This is a genomic window from Tundrisphaera lichenicola (assembly GCF_051175385.1).
Lineage (GTDB): Bacteria > Planctomycetota > Planctomycetia > Isosphaerales > Isosphaeraceae > Tundrisphaera > Tundrisphaera lichenicola.
Map to the genome: position 1 here is coordinate 5,545,766 of NZ_CP195106.1, position 15,182 is coordinate 5,560,947.

The 15,182-nt window shown below is 62.6% G+C and carries 15 protein-coding genes; 12 read left to right on the plus strand and 3 right to left on the minus strand.

Translation table 11 applies throughout. From position 1 onward, the window contains the following. The first annotated feature begins 242 nt into the window (after positions 1 to 242). The 10 genes from P12x_RS21705 to P12x_RS21750 are packed head-to-tail and all read left to right on the plus strand — an operon-like array spanning position 243 to position 10,710. Positions 243 to 1,790 (plus strand): c-type cytochrome, encoded by a 1,548-nt coding sequence (locus P12x_RS21705; RefSeq protein ID WP_435006892.1) that lies wholly within the window; start codon positions 243 to 245, stop codon positions 1,788 to 1,790. Positions 1,791 to 1,793: 3 nt separating this feature from the next. Then, positions 1,794 to 2,609 (plus strand): cytochrome c oxidase subunit II, encoded by an 816-nt coding sequence (locus P12x_RS21710; protein WP_435006894.1) that lies wholly within the window; start codon positions 1,794 to 1,796, stop codon positions 2,607 to 2,609. 4 nt (positions 2,610 to 2,613) lie between these two features. Next, the gene (locus P12x_RS21715) at positions 2,614 to 4,416 is read left to right on the plus strand and encodes a cytochrome c oxidase subunit I (RefSeq protein ID WP_435006896.1); all 1,803 of its coding nucleotides are present in this window, start codon (positions 2,614 to 2,616) and stop codon (positions 4,414 to 4,416) included. Between the two features lie 34 nt (positions 4,417 to 4,450). Continuing rightward, positions 4,451 to 5,431 carry a COX15/CtaA family protein gene (locus tag P12x_RS21720; protein WP_435006898.1) on the plus strand — a complete coding sequence of 327 codons (981 nt, stop codon included), beginning with the start codon at positions 4,451 to 4,453 and terminating at the stop codon, positions 5,429 to 5,431. Positions 5,432 to 5,433: 2 nt separating this feature from the next. Beyond that, entirely contained in the window at positions 5,434 to 6,363 is a 930-nt protein-coding gene (gene cyoE / locus P12x_RS21725; RefSeq protein WP_435011708.1) for a heme o synthase, read from the plus strand. Positions 6,364 to 6,400: 37 nt separating this feature from the next. Then, positions 6,401 to 7,153: a cytochrome c oxidase subunit 3 gene (locus P12x_RS21730; protein WP_435006899.1), complete on the plus strand. Its 753-nt coding sequence runs from the start codon at positions 6,401 to 6,403 to the stop codon at positions 7,151 to 7,153. Between the two features lie 34 nt (positions 7,154 to 7,187). Next, positions 7,188 to 7,535, plus strand: a complete 348-nt coding sequence (locus P12x_RS21735) for a cytochrome C oxidase subunit IV family protein (RefSeq protein ID WP_435006900.1) — start codon at positions 7,188 to 7,190, stop codon at positions 7,533 to 7,535. Between the two features lie 52 nt (positions 7,536 to 7,587). Continuing rightward, the gene (locus P12x_RS21740; protein ID WP_435006902.1) at positions 7,588 to 8,664 is read left to right on the plus strand and encodes a DUF420 domain-containing protein; all 1,077 of its coding nucleotides are present in this window, start codon (positions 7,588 to 7,590) and stop codon (positions 8,662 to 8,664) included. Between the two features lie 23 nt (positions 8,665 to 8,687). Further along, positions 8,688 to 8,936: a hypothetical protein gene (locus tag P12x_RS21745; RefSeq protein WP_435006903.1), complete on the plus strand. Its 249-nt coding sequence runs from the start codon at positions 8,688 to 8,690 to the stop codon at positions 8,934 to 8,936. A gap of 40 nt (positions 8,937 to 8,976) precedes the next feature. Continuing rightward, a complete protein-coding gene (locus tag P12x_RS21750; RefSeq protein ID WP_435006904.1) occupies positions 8,977 to 10,710 on the plus strand; it encodes a gamma-glutamyltransferase family protein in 1,734 nt (577 codons plus the stop codon). A 19-nt stretch (positions 10,711 to 10,729) separates the two neighbouring features. Here P12x_RS21750 and P12x_RS21755 read toward each other — a convergent pair whose 3' ends face one another. Continuing rightward, on the minus strand, positions 10,730 to 11,086 hold the full coding sequence (locus P12x_RS21755; protein WP_435006906.1) for an STAS domain-containing protein: 357 nt from the start codon (positions 11,084 to 11,086) through the stop codon (positions 10,730 to 10,732). Positions 11,087 to 11,200: 114 nt separating this feature from the next. After that, positions 11,201 to 11,662 (minus strand): STAS domain-containing protein, encoded by a 462-nt coding sequence (locus P12x_RS21760; RefSeq protein WP_435006908.1) that lies wholly within the window; start codon positions 11,660 to 11,662, stop codon positions 11,201 to 11,203. Between the two features lie 479 nt (positions 11,663 to 12,141). Here P12x_RS21760 and P12x_RS21765 point away from each other — a divergent pair, with 479 nt between their 5' ends. Beyond that, positions 12,142 to 13,134: a DUF1573 domain-containing protein gene (locus tag P12x_RS21765; protein WP_435006909.1), complete on the plus strand. Its 993-nt coding sequence runs from the start codon at positions 12,142 to 12,144 to the stop codon at positions 13,132 to 13,134. 102 nt (positions 13,135 to 13,236) lie between these two features. On the opposite strand, the gene P12x_RS21770 is transcribed toward P12x_RS21765, so the two are convergent. Further along, complete coding sequence (locus P12x_RS21770) at positions 13,237 to 13,554, minus strand: hypothetical protein (protein WP_435006910.1); 318 nt, start codon at positions 13,552 to 13,554, stop codon at positions 13,237 to 13,239. Between the two features lie 429 nt (positions 13,555 to 13,983). Here P12x_RS21770 and P12x_RS21775 point away from each other — a divergent pair, with 429 nt between their 5' ends. Beyond that, positions 13,984 to 15,171 carry a glycosyltransferase gene (locus tag P12x_RS21775; RefSeq protein WP_435006911.1) on the plus strand — a complete coding sequence of 396 codons (1,188 nt, stop codon included), beginning with the start codon at positions 13,984 to 13,986 and terminating at the stop codon, positions 15,169 to 15,171. Positions 15,172 to 15,182 lie beyond the last annotated feature (11 nt).

Here is a 15,182-nt window from a genome sequence, read left to right on the forward strand (position 1 = left end):
TCGAAATTTTCGTAGCGACCGAAACGAACGAAATGACGGCAACTCTTGAAGCGCTTCCCCTAGGCCGCTACCATATCCCTCAATGAGTCCGAGAGTTCGAGACTTGACGGGGATGAGTCTATTCCCGAAAATGGCCTCCCTGCTCTGGAAATCCGGCCTCCCCCGCCCACCCTGCCACGGCGATGCTCGTCATGGTTTGTTTTGAGCCGCCGTCACCTCGCCCGCCTGGGAGGACTCAACGCGTGAGATCGCGTGCTTGCCTCGGACTGGTCGTTGTTGCCCTTACCGTTTTCGGCTGCGATGACGCCCAGTATGCCGGCCCCATTCGCTACCGCGATCACGAGCGGATGGCCCTGGAACTCGCCGAGAAGCCCAAGCTCCAGGCGACGATTCGAAAGGCGCTGACGGATCTCTTTGGGGAAGACCTTCGCCATATCAAGGTGCCCGAGGAGTCGGGCCTTCGCGAGGATGGCAAGTATCTGGGCAATTTCCTGAGAGTGGGCGAGAAGCGAGAGCCGGTCCTCGAACGCGACCCGGTGAGCGGCCAATCGACCCCGATTACGGGCGGATACGCCCTCTATCGCAAGCACTGCCTGCACTGCCACGGCGTGTCCGGGGCCGGAGATGGCCCGACGGCCGAGTATTTGTATCCTCGGCCCCGCGATTATCGACCCGGCATCTTCAAATTTACCTCGACGAACCCGGTCAATGCCAAGCCGACGCGCGACGACCTGAGGAGGACCCTCCTCTACGGGCTCAATGGCACCTCGATGCCTGGCTTCGAAGTCACGATGAGCGCCTCGGAGATCGAGCAGGTCATCGACTATTTGATGTTCCTCTCAATTCGGGGCGAGACCGAACGCTATTTGATCGACGAGGCGATACTCGCCGACGACGCCGACGCCGAGAGTGCCCTCGAACCCGACCTGATCGCCGAGATCGTCTCCAAGGTAACCACATCCTGGACTGACGCCGAGACCCAGGTCGTGAACCCCTCGACACGCCGAGGCGTGTCATCGAAGGAAAGCGTCGCACGGGGGCGGGACTACTTTCTGGGCACCAATTCGACCGGCCCGAAACTGGAATGCGTCACCTGCCACGGGGCTTCGGGCAAGGGGAACGGACCGGCCTTCGTGGAACCCGAGATCTTCAACGATGTCGTCTTCCGCCAGTGGCCCCTCGATCAGGCGATCGAACGCCGATACGAGGCCGATTTGGCGAAAACACAGACCGGATCGCACGGCACTGGCGACGAAACCCACAAACCCGACGTCGGGGGTGTGGCGACCTTCCTGGCTGAAAACCCGGACTTCATGACGCATCTCCGGAAAAAACGGGGGCTCCTGGCGGAGTTGGATGACTCGCAATTCGCCAAGCTCCTCGAAGCGGACCCGACCAAGATCGCGGCCGAAGCTCGGAAACTCCTGCCCTCGCTCGACGATCCCGAATTTCGGACCTATCTGCTCTCCAAGATCGACCTCTGGGGCAAGTCGCTGGACTTCTGGCAGAATCCCCTCCGACCGGCCAATTTGCTGGAGGGGACCTACAAGGGTGGGCAGCGTCCGCTCGACCTCTACTGGCGGCTAGCCAAAGGGATCAATGGGGCCAAGATGCCGGCTCACGCCGGACTTTTGAACGACGACCAGATCTGGGACGTCGTCAACTTCGTCCTGGCCGTCCGCGACGACCCGGGTCTGCTTCCCGATTCCGCGCCGAAGCCAACTCGGACCACGTCCGTCGCGGCCTCCGATGTGTCGACGGCCCGACGACCCGAGCAGAGCAGGGAGTGAATCGTGCGTTACTGGAGTCTGGTCTTCGCCGCCGTCGGCCTCTTCTGCGTGGCATGCTTCGCCTACGCCCCGTTCGATCCCGAGTGGTGGCTCCCGAGCGGTCCCGATCTCAAGGTGAGCCACCTGCACTCGGTCTCCACCTTCGGGAAGGAGATTGACTCGCTCTTCGTGATCATCCTCTGGATCACCGGGGCGGTCTTCGTGATCACGCACGTCGTCCTGGTCTGGGCGGCCTGGAAGTATGCCGATGGGCCGGGGAAGATCGCGGTTTATTTCCATGGGAGCCAGCGGCTCGAACTGGCCCTGACGATCCTCCCGACCATTGCCCTGGTATTCATCACGATCTATCAGTTCGGGACCTGGGCGGATGTCAAGTTCCGGAGCGCCGCGCCGAAGTCGGCTCCCCTGGCCGAGGTCACGGGCCGCCAGTTCCAATGGTTGATCCGCTACGCCGGTCGCGATGGCCAGCTGCACACGGGCGACGATGTCCACTTGATCAACGACCTCCACTTCGTCAAAAACCAGATGACGAAGATTCAGCTCCGGGCCGAGGATGTGCTCCATTCCTTCTTCCTGCCCGAGCTCCGGATCAAGCAAGATGCCGTGCCCGGGCTGAACATCGCGGTCTGGTTCGATGCGGATCAGTCCGGGAGATACGAACTGGCCTGTGCCGAACTTTGCGGTTGGGGCCATTACAAGATGCGTGGCAACGTGACCGTCCACGAGACCCAGTCCGAATTCGACGAATGGCTGAAGTCGGCCGAGGCGGAACAATCGCGTGACCAGGTCGCGCTGAATACCGGGACCGAGGGGAATTGATCCGATGATCCACACAACCCCCGCCGGCCACGGTCACGATTCCATCCATCCGCGGCCGTCCAACCCGCTCTCCCGATACATTTTCTCGACCGATCACAAGGTGATCGGCATCCAGTTCCTGATCTCGGGCCTGATCTTCTTCGTGGTCGGCGGCCTGATGGCGATGGCGATCCGCTGGCAGCTGGCCTGGCCCTGGACCCCCATGCCGTTCCTGAACAAGGCACTCTGGGCCGGGCAGGGCTACCGGATGCCCCCGGAGTTCTACAACAAGCTGTTCACGATGCACGGCACGATCATGATCTTCTTCGTGATCATCCCGATTTTGGTCGGGGGCTTCGCCAACTTCCTGATCCCGCTGATGATCGGGGCACGCGACATGGCGTTCCCCAAGTTGAACATGATCTCGTACTGGTGCATGCCGTTCGCCTTCGTGGCGATCCTGAACTCGTTCTTCGTCGAGGGCGGGGCGGCCGAGGCCGGGTGGACCAGCTACCCGACACTAGCCAATTCCGCCTGGTCCACCCCGGGATCGCTGAACGGTCAGACCTGGTGGCTGATCGCCCTGCTCTTCGCAGGGATCTCGTCGCTGATGGGGTCGATCAACTACATCACGACGATCCTGATGCTCCGGGCGCCCGGGATGAAGATGTTCCGGATGCCGATGACGGTCTGGGCCCTGTTCATCACCGCCATCCTCCAGGCCTTCGCGTTGCCGGTCCTGACCTCGGCGCTCGTGATGCAGCTCCTGGACCGGACCGCGGGCACCAACTTCTTCAGTCCGGCCGGCTGGTCGGTCGCCAATGCCCCGGCGGTGGTCGGCGGCGGCCAGCCCTTGCTCTGGCAGCACCTGTTCTGGTTCTACTCGCACCCGGCCGTCTACATCATGATCCTCCCGGCGATGGGGATGGTCTCCGACATCATCTCGACCTTCTCCCGAAAGCCCCTCTTCGGCTACAAGCCGATGGTCTTCGCCCTGGGGACGATCGCCGGGCTGGGCTTCATCGTCTGGGGCCACCACATGTTCCAGTCGGGCATGAATCCCGCCCTGGGCGCGACGTTCATGCTCTCGACGATGCTCATCGCCCTCCCGTCGGCGATCAAGGTGTTCAACTGGTTGGGCACGATGTGGGGCGGGCGGATCCAGTTCACCTCGGCCATGCTCAACGCCATGGCGTTCGTCTCGATGTTCATCATCGGCGGGCTCTCGGGGATCTTCATGGCGGCCACGCCGGTCGACATGCATATTCACGACACCTATTTCATCGTTGCTCACATCCACTACGTCCTGTTCGGCGGCAGCACCTTCGGGATCTTCGCGGGGATCTATTACTGGTTCCCGAAGATGTTCGGCCGGATGATGAACGAGCGGATCGGCAAGATCCACTTCGTCCTGACGTTCCTGACCTTCAACGGGACGTTCTTCCTGATGCATATCATCGGGATGCACGGGCACCCGAGGAGGATCGCCGACCCCACGCTCTACCCGTTCCTGAGCGGCGCCGGAATCGTGGGGATGAACCAGTTCATGACGATCAACGCGTTCGCACTGGGTATCGTCCAGATCCTGATCGCGGGCAACTTCATCTATAGCCTGGCATTCGGGCCCAAGGCCCCGGCGAATCCCTGGCACGCGAACACCCTGGAGTGGAGCACGGTCTCCCCCCCGCCCTACTTCAACTTCGAGACGATCCCGACCGTTTACCATCCGGCCTACGAGTACAGCGTCCCGGGCGTGGTCGGGGATTTCCTCCCCCAGACCGAGCCCCGGCCGCCGATCGCCGGGCCGATGGATCCGATCATGGCCTGAGGTCCGCCCCGGACTCTATCCCGATCGAAGCGAAATGATGAACCAGAACCCCGACCCCGAATTCGACGAAATCCGGAAATCGGCCTATCGGCCCGGTCCTCATCGGTTTGCGCTCCTGGCGACCATCTTCACCTGGCCGCTCCTGTTCGTGGGGGGCCTGGTGACGACCTACCGGGTCGGCATGGCCGTCCCGGATTGGCCGACGACCTTCGGGATCAACATGTTCCTTTACGACATGACCCGGGCTTCCTGGGCCGTCTTCGGGGAGCACACGCACCGGCTCTATGGAGCGGCGGTGGGCGTCTTCGTCATCCTCCTGATGATCGACCTGCTGGCCTTCGACCGCAGGCGATGGATGAAGGCCCTCGGTGTGATCGCCCTGATCGCGGTGATCGGACAGGGATTACTGGGCGGCTACCGGGTCCGGCTCAACTCGACGATGCTCGCGGCGGTCCACGGGACGACGGCACAGGTCTTCTTCGGCCTGATGGTCGGACTCTGCGTGATGACGGGACGGGGATGGTTCGGACCGGCCCGGACGGTCCCGATTGCCGGGAAGCTTCGCCGACAATCGGCGGCCTTCGTGGTCTTGATCCTCGGGCAGGTCGCGATCGGGGCCTGGCTCCGGCATTATCCCGGCCTGAATCCCCTCTCCTTGCACTCGATCGTCGCGTTTTTGGTCCTGGGTCATGGGGCTTCGATGGTCGCCCGAATCTTGAGGCGTCCCGCCGATTGGCCGGAGATCGTCCCTGCGGCCCGGGCGATCGGCGGCCTTCTCGTCTTGCAAATTGCGCTCGGGATCGGTGCATGGTGGCTCCTCCGGCCGTATGATGGGATCGCTCGGGTGGTAACGCTGCCCGCGGCCCTGATCCGGACCGGTCATCAGGCGAATGCCGGGTTGTTGCTCGCCTCGGCGGTGGTCCTGGCTCTGCGAGTGTTCGGACAGCTTGCCGGCGAGCCCGGCTCGCGGGACCCGGCCGATTCGTCGGTCCGGGATTTGGAGGCAGTCGCGTGAAGATGGCGGTCACTCTCGCCCCCCCCGTCCTGGTCGGAACCCATCCGGAGCCCGAGCTAATCACCCTCGACCTTCGAGGTCGGATCGCGGCTTATCTCGCCCTGACGAAGCCACGGATCGCCTTCATGGTCCTGCTGACGGTCGCCGTCGGGTTCGTCCTCGGGGCGAACGGGCCGATCGCCCCGATCTCGCTCTGTCTGACACTTCTGGGAACCGGCCTTGTCGCCGGGGGCGCGAGCGCCTGGAACATGATCCTGGAACGGGAACGCGACGCCCGGATGAAGCGGACCGCCAACCGGTCGCTCCCCTCGGGTCGTGTACCGCTGGGGGGAGCGGTCGTCTTCGCCTCGGTCATCGGGTTCATCGGCTTCGCGATGCTCGGATTCGGGGTCAACTGGCTGTCCGCGGGCGTGGCCGCCACGACGTTCGTCCTCTACGTTGGCCTTTACACTCCGATGAAGGCCTTGACGACCCTGAACACGGCCGTAGGGGCGATCCCCGGGGCACTCCCTCCGGTGATCGGCTGGGCCGCCGCGACGGGGCGGTTGGGTATCGAACCCTGGGCCCTCTTCCTGATCGTCTTCCTCTGGCAGTTCCCGCACTTCCTGGCGATCGCCTGGATCTATCGCGAGGACTACGCCCGAGGCGGGCTCAAGATGCTTCCCAACGTCGACGCCGATGGATCGATGACCGGGCGTCAGGCCGTCTGGCACTCGATCGAGTTGCTCGTCGCCGGCTATATTCCCTTCGGTATCGGGATGGCCGGACCCTGGTACATGGTGGGCGCCCTGGGTCTCGGGTTGTACTACCTCTACTATGCGGTCCGTTTCTGGCAAGACGTGAACGACCGAACCGCGCGGCGTTTGCTCCGGGCCTCGTTCCTGTATCTTCCCCTGGTCCTCCTGCTCCTCCTCCTGAATCCCCCGGCCTGACCCGGCTCGGACTTCCTTCCTCCACGGTGTGTCTCTCATGGCCGATCTCGCCCCGTCCCCGGTCGACTCGCCGATCGATCACCACTCGACGAGTCCGTCGACGGTCCAGCCCCCGATCTTGACCCCCGGAAAGGTCGCGATCTGGCTGTTCCTCGCCACCGAGGTCATGTTCTTTACGGGCCTGATCGGCACCTACATCGTCCTCAGGGCCGGGAGCCCCTCGACCGCCTACAGCAATCTCTTCCCGCCGGCCACCGATCTGACCCAGGTGCTCAAGGCTCCCCCGAAGGACCTCGTCACGTCCAACTGGCCCCGTCCTTACGACGGCGCCACCAACCCGCTGAGCATCGACCTGACGGCGATCAACACGTTCATCCTGATCTGCTCGTCGGTCACCATGGTCCTGGCGTTGAGCGCATTCCAGCGTAACGAACGATGGAAAGGGGCCCGGTTCGTCACCGCCACCGCGTTGATCGGCTCGGTGTTCCTGGGCGTCCAGGTCTACGAATACTATCAACTGATGTTCGGCCACCACTACCCGGTTGGCATCAGCGCCAGCGGGCATTTCACGCCCGATGCCAGCCTGTTCGCCTCTTGTTTCTTCACCATGACGGGCTTCCACGGGGCTCACGTCGCCGCCGGGGTGGTCGCGATGTCGATCCTGGCCATCCGATCCTGGTTCGGTGCCTATAACTCGACGAACTATGCGGCCGTCGAGGTGGTCGGGCTCTACTGGCACTTCGTCGACCTCGTCTGGATCCTCCTGTTCACCGTCGTCTACCTGATCTGACGGGCTCGCAACCCGACCGCCGAGGACATCGTCGATGGCCGAGCACAACCTGACCGCCGATCAGGAAATTTTCGTCGAGTCGCACGCCCCGTACATGAAGGTGTTCTGGGCGTTGCTGGTCTTCACGATCCTCGAATACCTCTACGCCCGATTCCTCCCGATCGGATTCGCGGCGCTGGTCGCGGGCCTGATGGTCATGGCGTTGACCAAGGCGTTCCTGGTCGGTTGGTATTTCATGCACCTCAAGTTCGAGGGACGCTGGATCTACCTGATGCTGGTTCCGGTCTGCCTACTCGCGATCATCGTCGTGCTGGGCCTGACCCCCGACGTTGCCTTTCACGAAGGCCCCACCGCGTTTTCCCCGGCGGTGGCCGATCGCTGAGCCTACGCGTCGCCCGCCTCTCCGCCCCCTCAACAACAAATCGGCCAAACCCGTGAATGCCTCGTATCGCCTTGGACTCTCGATCGTCGCGATCACCATCCTGGGCTCCGCCGGATTGGTGGTCTTCGGCCTGCCGTTCGCAACTCGCGTATCCGGCCGTCCCCCGGAAACGCGCAGAGCCGGACAGGACCTCGGCGCACAGGGATATGATCTGGGATCGTTCCGGCTGATCGAGCGATCGGGCCGTCCGGTGACCGAAGCGGACCTGGCCGAGGACGTCTGGATCGCCGACTTCATCTTCAGCCGATGCCCGGCCTCCTGCCCCAGAATCACCGCCGTGATGAAGGGGCTTCAGGAACGGCTCCGAGGCACCGATGTCCGCCTCGTGAGCCTCTCGGTGGACCCCGAGTACGACACCCCGGAAGTCCTGAGCCGATACGCACAGTCCTTCTCCGCCGACCCGGACCGCTGGTGGTTCCTCACCGGCAAGCAATCCGAGATGTATGACCTGATCCTGACAAAGTTCCACATCAGCGTGTCGAGGTCCGACGAGGCATCTCTCAAGGAGGGAGCCGAGGCCGTCGCTCATAGCGACCGCTTGGTCCTCGTAGATCGAGGTAATCAGGTCATCGGGGTCTTCGACTCGACCGAACCGAAGGCCCTCGAAGAGCTGATCGCCCGAGCGAAGCGGAACTCCTCCTGGGCACGACGGTTACCCGGCCTGAACGCGACCCTCAACGGGGCCTGTGCCCTGCTCCTCATGCTCGGATGGTCGATGATCATGACGGGCCGGAAGCGAGGCCACGCCGCGTGCATGATCTCTGCGGTGGTCGTCTCGGCGGTCTTCCTGGGCTCCTATCTGGTCTATCATTTCCAGGTCGGAAGCGTCGCCTTTCGCGGTGAAGGATCGCTCAAGTCGACCTACCTGACGATCCTCCTCTCTCATACGCTCTTGGCAACGTTCGGTGTGGTCCCCCTGGTCGCTCTGACCCTGGTCCGGGCCCTCCGGAGCCAATTCTCGAGACACGCCGAGATCGCTCGCGTCACGTTCCCGATCTGGCTCTATGTCTCGATCACCGGGGTGGTCATCTACTGGATGCTCTACCGGATGCCGATTTCCTCCTCCTGAGCGACCATGACGAGGACATGCCGATGAAGATCGCTCGATCCCATTCGCTCTGGTTCGGTTTCTCGCTGTTCCTGGCTCTCGGAGGCGAAGTATCGGCCTGCCCGAATTGCAAGGAGGCCCTGGCCAATCAGGGAGGGCCCGAAGCTCAGCGCCTGGCGGACGGATACTCGTATAGCATCATGGCCATGATCGCCATGCCATTCACACTCCTGGGAACCGGGGCCTTGCTCATCGCTAGGGCGGCCCGTCGGGGGACCTTCCCCGAACTCTGAGGAGAACTCGCTTTCCCTTCTTCACTTTCCCGAGGTCTCCATGCGCATTCCCCATTACGCCCTGATCCTCGTTTTCCTGGTGGTGGGGACCGCACCGGCCGACGAGACGTTCCGATCTCATGTGGTCGTCTCGCAGCAAGGGGACGCCTCGGAGGCGGGTCGCGAGGCGATCCGGCAAGGGGGAAACGCGATCGACGCGGCGGTAGCGACCGCCTTCGCGCTGGCGGTCACGCATCCCGCGGCGGGAAACATCGGGGGCGGGGGATTCATCGTCGCCTACCTGGCGGAATCGCGTGAGGTGGTCACGGTCGACTTTCGAGAGATGGCACCGAAGGCCTCGAACGAGCGGATGTATCTGGGGCCGGACGACCGACCCGTCGCCGGATATCGGGCAGGCCCTCGGGCCGCAGGGATCCCGGGGACCGTCCGAGGCCTCGGCCTGGCCCACGCCCGCTGGGGCAAGCAACCCTGGGAGACGCTGGTCCGGCCCTCGGTCCGATTGGCTCGCGAAGGTTTTCCCATCTCGGCTTCCCTCGCCGGTTCACTCAACGGCCAACTCTTCGGGCGTGATCCGGAAAGGCCGGGCGGAGTCCCCGAAGATCTCGGCCCCCAGGGGGATCGGCTCGGCGACTTCGAGGCCTCGATCGCCGCTTACCGAAAGCCCGACGGTACGCGGTGGTCCGAAGGGGATCGCCTGGTCCAGCCCGACCTGGCCGACACGCTCGAGCGGATCGCCACTCAGGGCCCTGATGAATTCTACTCGGGCGAGACGGCCCGAAAGATCGTCGCCCATATGGAGAGGCTTGGGGGCCTGGTCACACTGGACGACCTGGCCTCCTACAAGGCCGTCGCCAGGCCGCCCATCCATGGGACTTACAAGGGCTTCGAGATCTATGGAATGGGCCCGCCGGCCTCGGGCGGGATCCTGATCGTCCAGATGCTGAATATCCTGGAACGCTTCGACATGAAGCTTGACGGCCCGAGGTCGCCTCGGACTCTTCACCGTGTCACCGAAGCCATGCGGCGCGGCTTCTTCACGCGAGCCTCGGCGATTGCCGATCCCGAGTTCGTCGAGATCCCGATGGAGCGCCTGATCTCGAAATCATACGGCGACGAATTGGCCAGGACGATCGGCGAACGTGCCACGCCAAGCGCCAGCCTGGCCCCGTTCCCGATTCTCGGCGTTGAGGGCAACCACACGACTCACCTGTCCACGCTCGACTCGTCGGGCAATGCCGTTGCGATGACTTACACGCTTGAAGAGGGATATGGGAGCAAGTCGGTCGTCGAGGGGGCTGGATTCCTCCTGAACAATGAGATGGGTGATTTCAACCTCATCCCAGGCAGGACCGATACGGCCGGTCAGATCGGGACCCCCTCGAACCTGATCGCTCCTCGAAAGCGAATGCTCAGCTCGCAAACGCCCACGATCGTGCTCAAAGACGGCAAGGTCCGCCTGGTCACCGGTTCGCCGGGAGGCAGGACGATCCCGAATACCACCCTCTGGGTGATCCTGAACATCCTCGAATTCGGGTTGAGCCCGAGAGAGGCGGTCGACGCCCCTCGAACGCATCATCCCTGGTTTCCCGACGTTCTTCGCCTCGAAGGTCTGGACTGGGAACCGATGACTCTCGAATCCCTCAAAGGGATGGGACATGAGTTGCGAGTGGGTGGCATCCAGGGCGATGCTCACACAATTGCGGTCGATCCGGACGGCAAGATCCACGGAGTCCCGGACCGACGCCGGAAGACATCGCGGGCCTCGGGAGATTGAGCAGGAGACTCAATCCGACTCAGCCTTCCCCAATCGCGGCCCTTTGATCTCGAACGATCGTGAAGAGTCGATCCAGATTCGAAGTCCGGAAGACCGACTGGACGGTGGAGGAAAGTTCGCAAAGCACCAGCTTTCCGCCACTTCCGTCGACTCTTCGCTGGAGTAAGATTAATTTTCCTAGCAAAGAGCTAGATATTAAATCAACCCCCGAGAAGTCGAGGATGAGCCGGATCGGCTTTCCGTCATTAGGAAGAGCGGCGCCGAGCTGGTCGGAAACTTCACGAACGGTTCGATCATCAAACAGAAGCCGATCGCGAAAAGTGACCACCTGCTTACCATCCGCATCGGCCACATCGACGCGCGGTGTGGTTGGCATGAAAAGCTCCCAACTCGCGTGAAATAAAAGTGTTTGGGGCTATCCTGTTTCAGATTAGCCTACGCATCGACCAAAGGCGAGAATAGTTCGACAAAGTGGACCGAATTGAGCGGATCAGCCGCGTCGTCCTCGGCGAAGCGGGCCTTGGGATCGCGGAGCACTCGGGATCTCGGCGATTGGTGGGGGTTCCTCGATCGAAGTGGGAGCCGTATCGGCAGGAGGAGTCGCGACAAACGCGAGTGCCGCTGCACGATCTTCCAGAAAATCGAACATCGGGTTCAGCTTACTGATCCGGAAGACCTCCAGGACATTCTCATCGACATGACAGAAGACGACCCTCCCCCCGTGTTGGCGAGCCATCCGGAGCAATGCCAGGAATCCTCCCAACGCCGCCGAACCGGCGAAAACCACACCGTTGAGGTCAACGACGAGGTCGGGCTTACCTCCACCTCGGACGTGCGACTCATAGAGTGCTCGGAGATCTCGGACCGGTGCCGGATCGAGACGTAGGCAATCCCAGAATTCCGCGACCAGGACGCCGTTCTCGTCCCGGGTCTCCACCGAGGGCTTTAGCATGAGCGACGAGTCCGAGATTGAGATGGGTGGAATAGGTTTGACACGAGGATCGCCTGGGAAGGGGGGGAAGTGAATCGATCGAAGAGGATCGAGGAGGGCCAATCTTGGTAGACACCAAGACCCCGACCGAGGTTCACCGCGCTGGAAAATCTTCCCAGGTCAAAAAGATTTTCCATCGAATTCGGACTTCTGCCAGAGATGAGTACATCTATTTTAACAGACTCGATGAAACTCGAATAGCCCCGCTCTCGCGAATCACAGGCCTGGCGAAGAGCGCCGAGGACTCTTCGGACCTGTTCGAGTATGTTATGATTTTCTAGCCTCACCTGTAACCGAGCAAAGTTTACGGGCCTGGAACGAGGATTGCGATTATGGTTGGGTCCAGGAGGGTCGTCCCGGTCCTGGCCAGTTTCTCGATCTGGAATCGGAAGTCCGAGGCCGCTCCTGGGCGGCTTCCCAGAACTCTGGGGGTCGTTCTCATGCGTCACGTCCTGCTGGTCGCCGTTGCTTTGCTCGGGATCGGGGTCGATCACTCCGAGGGTGCGGACTGGACGGATGCTGTCTTCCCGGTCCGTTCGCACGATTTCGGAACAGTGGCACGAGGCTCGAAGGTCCGCCATTCTTTCAAATTGATCAATTCGACCCAGCAGAGCATCCATATCTCGTCCTGGAAGGCGAAGTGTGGCTGCACCGATGTTCGAGTCGGAGCCCGCGACGTTCCGCCCGGCACCCAGACGGTGATCGAGGCCGTGATCGACACGACCAAGTTCACGGGATTCAAGCCCTCGGGCTTGACTCTCTTCCTCGATCGACCCACACCCGCCCAGGTCGACTTGAATCTCACTTGCTTCATCCGGAGCGACTTGACTCTCACTCCGGGTCAGGTCGATTTCGGTGTCGTCAATCGCTCGACCGGCCCCAAGGTGGATCTGATGCTGACCTATTCCGGCGCACAGCCAGACTGGGCCGTCCAGAAAATGGGCACGATCAGCGACCACATCGTCGCCGAACTGCGAGAGTCCGGACGGTCGGCGGGGGGCCAGGTGAGTTATCAACTCACGGCTTCGCTCAAGCCCTCGGCTCCCGTGGGATACTTCAAGGACGAAATTACACTTCTGACGAATGATCCAAATAGCCCGAAGGTGCCCGTCTCGGTCTCGGCGGTGGTCCAGTCCAACGTGATCGTCTCTCCCACCGTGATCAACCTGGGGAACGTCAAGCCCGGTCAGACCATCCAGAGGACGGTCCTGGTACGCTCCGGTCAGCCTTTCAAACTCAACGCCATCCGGCCGGGCCGCCCGGAGCTTTCCGCCCTACCCCCGAATGATCAGGCTCAACCGATGCACTCGGTCAACCTCACCTTCAAGGCCCCCGCGACTCCTGGCCCCTTCAATTCCCCGGTTGAATTCGAGACCGATTTGAAGGACGAACCTCCTGCCCGCGTGATGACCTTCGCGACCGTGGTCCCTTGAGTTCGGTCGGAAGTTGCAGTTAGCCCTGAAATCGCAAGGAGCCCGCGAGCAGGCATGCTCGCGGGCTTTCCTCGGGATGGTGGCTTCAGGAACCAGGATCGATCAGGAAGCGGGGGCCGCCGGAGGAACCGGGGGGGCGGGCGGTGCCGGAGGGACCGAGGGGGCGGCCGGGACCATATCCGGAGCCGGGCCTGCGGGCATGGCCGGTACCACCCGAGGCGTGCCCTGCATCGACGGTGTCGCGGGGGCGTAGGTCACACCCTGTTGAATGGACTGCATTCCACACGCAGGCTGGGCGGAATAGGCTGCGGGGGCGCAGGAGGAGACGGCTCGGCCATGCATGGCCTTCCCGCAGTGCTTCCCACCACCGAAGAGGCCGGTGGTGGCCGACATCGCGGTGATCAAGATCAGTTGGTGCATCGTTTTTCCCTCGAGTATTTCTGTGCTGTCGATCGAGCTCGCGGAACTCATCCGCGACGAGGAGGCTTCCGCCCGTACTCGTTGACCGCTACGCGGGCGAGACAATTCGCCAACGCATTGTGATATTTAAGATTAGCTGGAAACCGTCCATCCCGGACTTGTTTGGCCTCTCCCTGACCGGCAATGCCCGCCGATGATCGGCCGGGCCGCCCGCTTCGAGGAAGCCGAATTGTAGGCCCGGGCTTCACGACGCGCCTACCTCAGTCGGGAACGCTTGCGCGATTGGACTTGACTTCAAAGACCGATCAATCGCATCACTTTCGGACGCTCACCGACGAGGTTGACAGCGGCGAGTCCCCGGCCGTACTCTCGGACGCCGATCTCGAAGGGAGTTTCAGGGACGCTCCGAGGGCACCGAGGGATCGATTCATGTCCGTCAGCGAGACTTCGACTCGTACCCCTTCAACCGAAACGGATCGGATCGCGCTGGCCGTGGCGGACGCCGGTTGGTTCACGACCGAAAATCTGTTCCGCGAGGTTCCCGAGGACCGGGCCTCCACGCTACTCCTCCAATGCGCCGATTATCGGGTGGCCTGGAACAAGGGTTGGCGACCATGGGCAGGCTCGCGAGCGTTGGAGAAATCCGGGGCTCGCCAGTGGCGTCGAGAGGTGGTGCTTCCCTCGGGATGGATGAAGTCCTATCCGAAAATCGGGATGAGGCCGATCGGCCGGGTCGTCCGTCGATGGCGGCATCGAGAGGCCGGGGGGGATCCGCTCGCCCTGGTCCTGACTTATCCGTTCTACATCCACCTGGCCCGGATGGTCCTCCCCGATCGACTGGTCTATCTCGCCGTCGATGATTACCGGCTCTACTGGCCGAAGTCCGCCGAATTGGTGACGACCCTCGAACACAAGACGGTCCGCGAGGCCGACCTGACGGCCTGCACGTCGATGGTCCGGGCCGAGGAACTTCGCAAGGCGGTCCCCGAAGCGGCCGATCGGATCGTCCACCTTCCTCATGGGGCACCCTCAAGCTCCATACCCGATCGGCCTCGAGACTTACCGGACGATCCACCGGCCGACCTGGCCCATCTCCCCAGGCCATTGATCGGGTATATCGGGACCCTGGAAGATCGGGTGGATTGGGCCTTGATGCTCCGGATTGCCCGGTCCAACCCCGCCGCCTCGATCGTCCTGGTCGGTCGAATCGGTCGCGACGATGGAAGTCCCTGGCAGGAGGAGCGGAGCCGGTGCCTGGCCTTGCCCAACGTCCATCCGATCGGCTGGAGACCGCAGTCGACCATCGACTCCTACAACCGTTCCTTTGATGTCGGGCTGATCCCTTACCGGGTAGATCACCCTTTCAACCAGGCCTGTTGCCCGACGAAGATCATGGATTACATGGCCGCCGGCCGTCCGGTCGTCTCAACCGACCTTCCCGAGTGCCGACTCTACCCCCACCTCTTCGACGTGGTCGCCCCTGGCGACTTCGTCGAAGCCCTCGAATCCCGGATCGCACAGGGCCCTGACGACGGCCGGGCAGCGGCTCGGCTTTCGTTCGCCCGCGAGAACTCTTGTCGGAGAGTGGCCGAAAGGATCCTCGACGCGATCGCCTGATCCGAGATCGA

Excerpts from the sequence above, each read along its gene's own strand:
- P12x_RS21715 (WP_435006896.1), top strand. The coding sequence starts at position 2,614 with ATGATCCACACAACCCCCGCCGGCCACGGTCACGATTCCATCCATCCG.
- P12x_RS21720 (WP_435006898.1), top strand. The coding sequence starts at position 4,451 with ATGATGAACCAGAACCCCGACCCCGAATTCGACGAAATCCGGAAATCG.
- cyoE (WP_435011708.1), top strand. The coding sequence starts at position 5,434 with ATGGCGGTCACTCTCGCCCCCCCCGTCCTGGTCGGAACCCATCCGGAG.
- P12x_RS21730 (WP_435006899.1), top strand. The coding sequence starts at position 6,401 with ATGGCCGATCTCGCCCCGTCCCCGGTCGACTCGCCGATCGATCACCAC.
- P12x_RS21735 (WP_435006900.1), top strand. The coding sequence starts at position 7,188 with ATGGCCGAGCACAACCTGACCGCCGATCAGGAAATTTTCGTCGAGTCG.
- P12x_RS21745 (WP_435006903.1), top strand. The coding sequence starts at position 8,688 with ATGAAGATCGCTCGATCCCATTCGCTCTGGTTCGGTTTCTCGCTGTTC.
- P12x_RS21750 (WP_435006904.1), top strand. The coding sequence starts at position 8,977 with ATGCGCATTCCCCATTACGCCCTGATCCTCGTTTTCCTGGTGGTGGGG.
- P12x_RS21755 (WP_435006906.1), bottom strand. The coding sequence starts at position 11,086 with ATGCCAACCACACCGCGCGTCGATGTGGCCGATGCGGATGGTAAGCAG.
- P12x_RS21760 (WP_435006908.1), bottom strand. The coding sequence starts at position 11,662 with ATGCTAAAGCCCTCGGTGGAGACCCGGGACGAGAACGGCGTCCTGGTC.
- P12x_RS21765 (WP_435006909.1), top strand. The coding sequence starts at position 12,142 with ATGCGTCACGTCCTGCTGGTCGCCGTTGCTTTGCTCGGGATCGGGGTC.
- P12x_RS21770 (WP_435006910.1), bottom strand. The coding sequence starts at position 13,554 with ATGCACCAACTGATCTTGATCACCGCGATGTCGGCCACCACCGGCCTC.
- P12x_RS21775 (WP_435006911.1), top strand. The coding sequence starts at position 13,984 with ATGTCCGTCAGCGAGACTTCGACTCGTACCCCTTCAACCGAAACGGAT.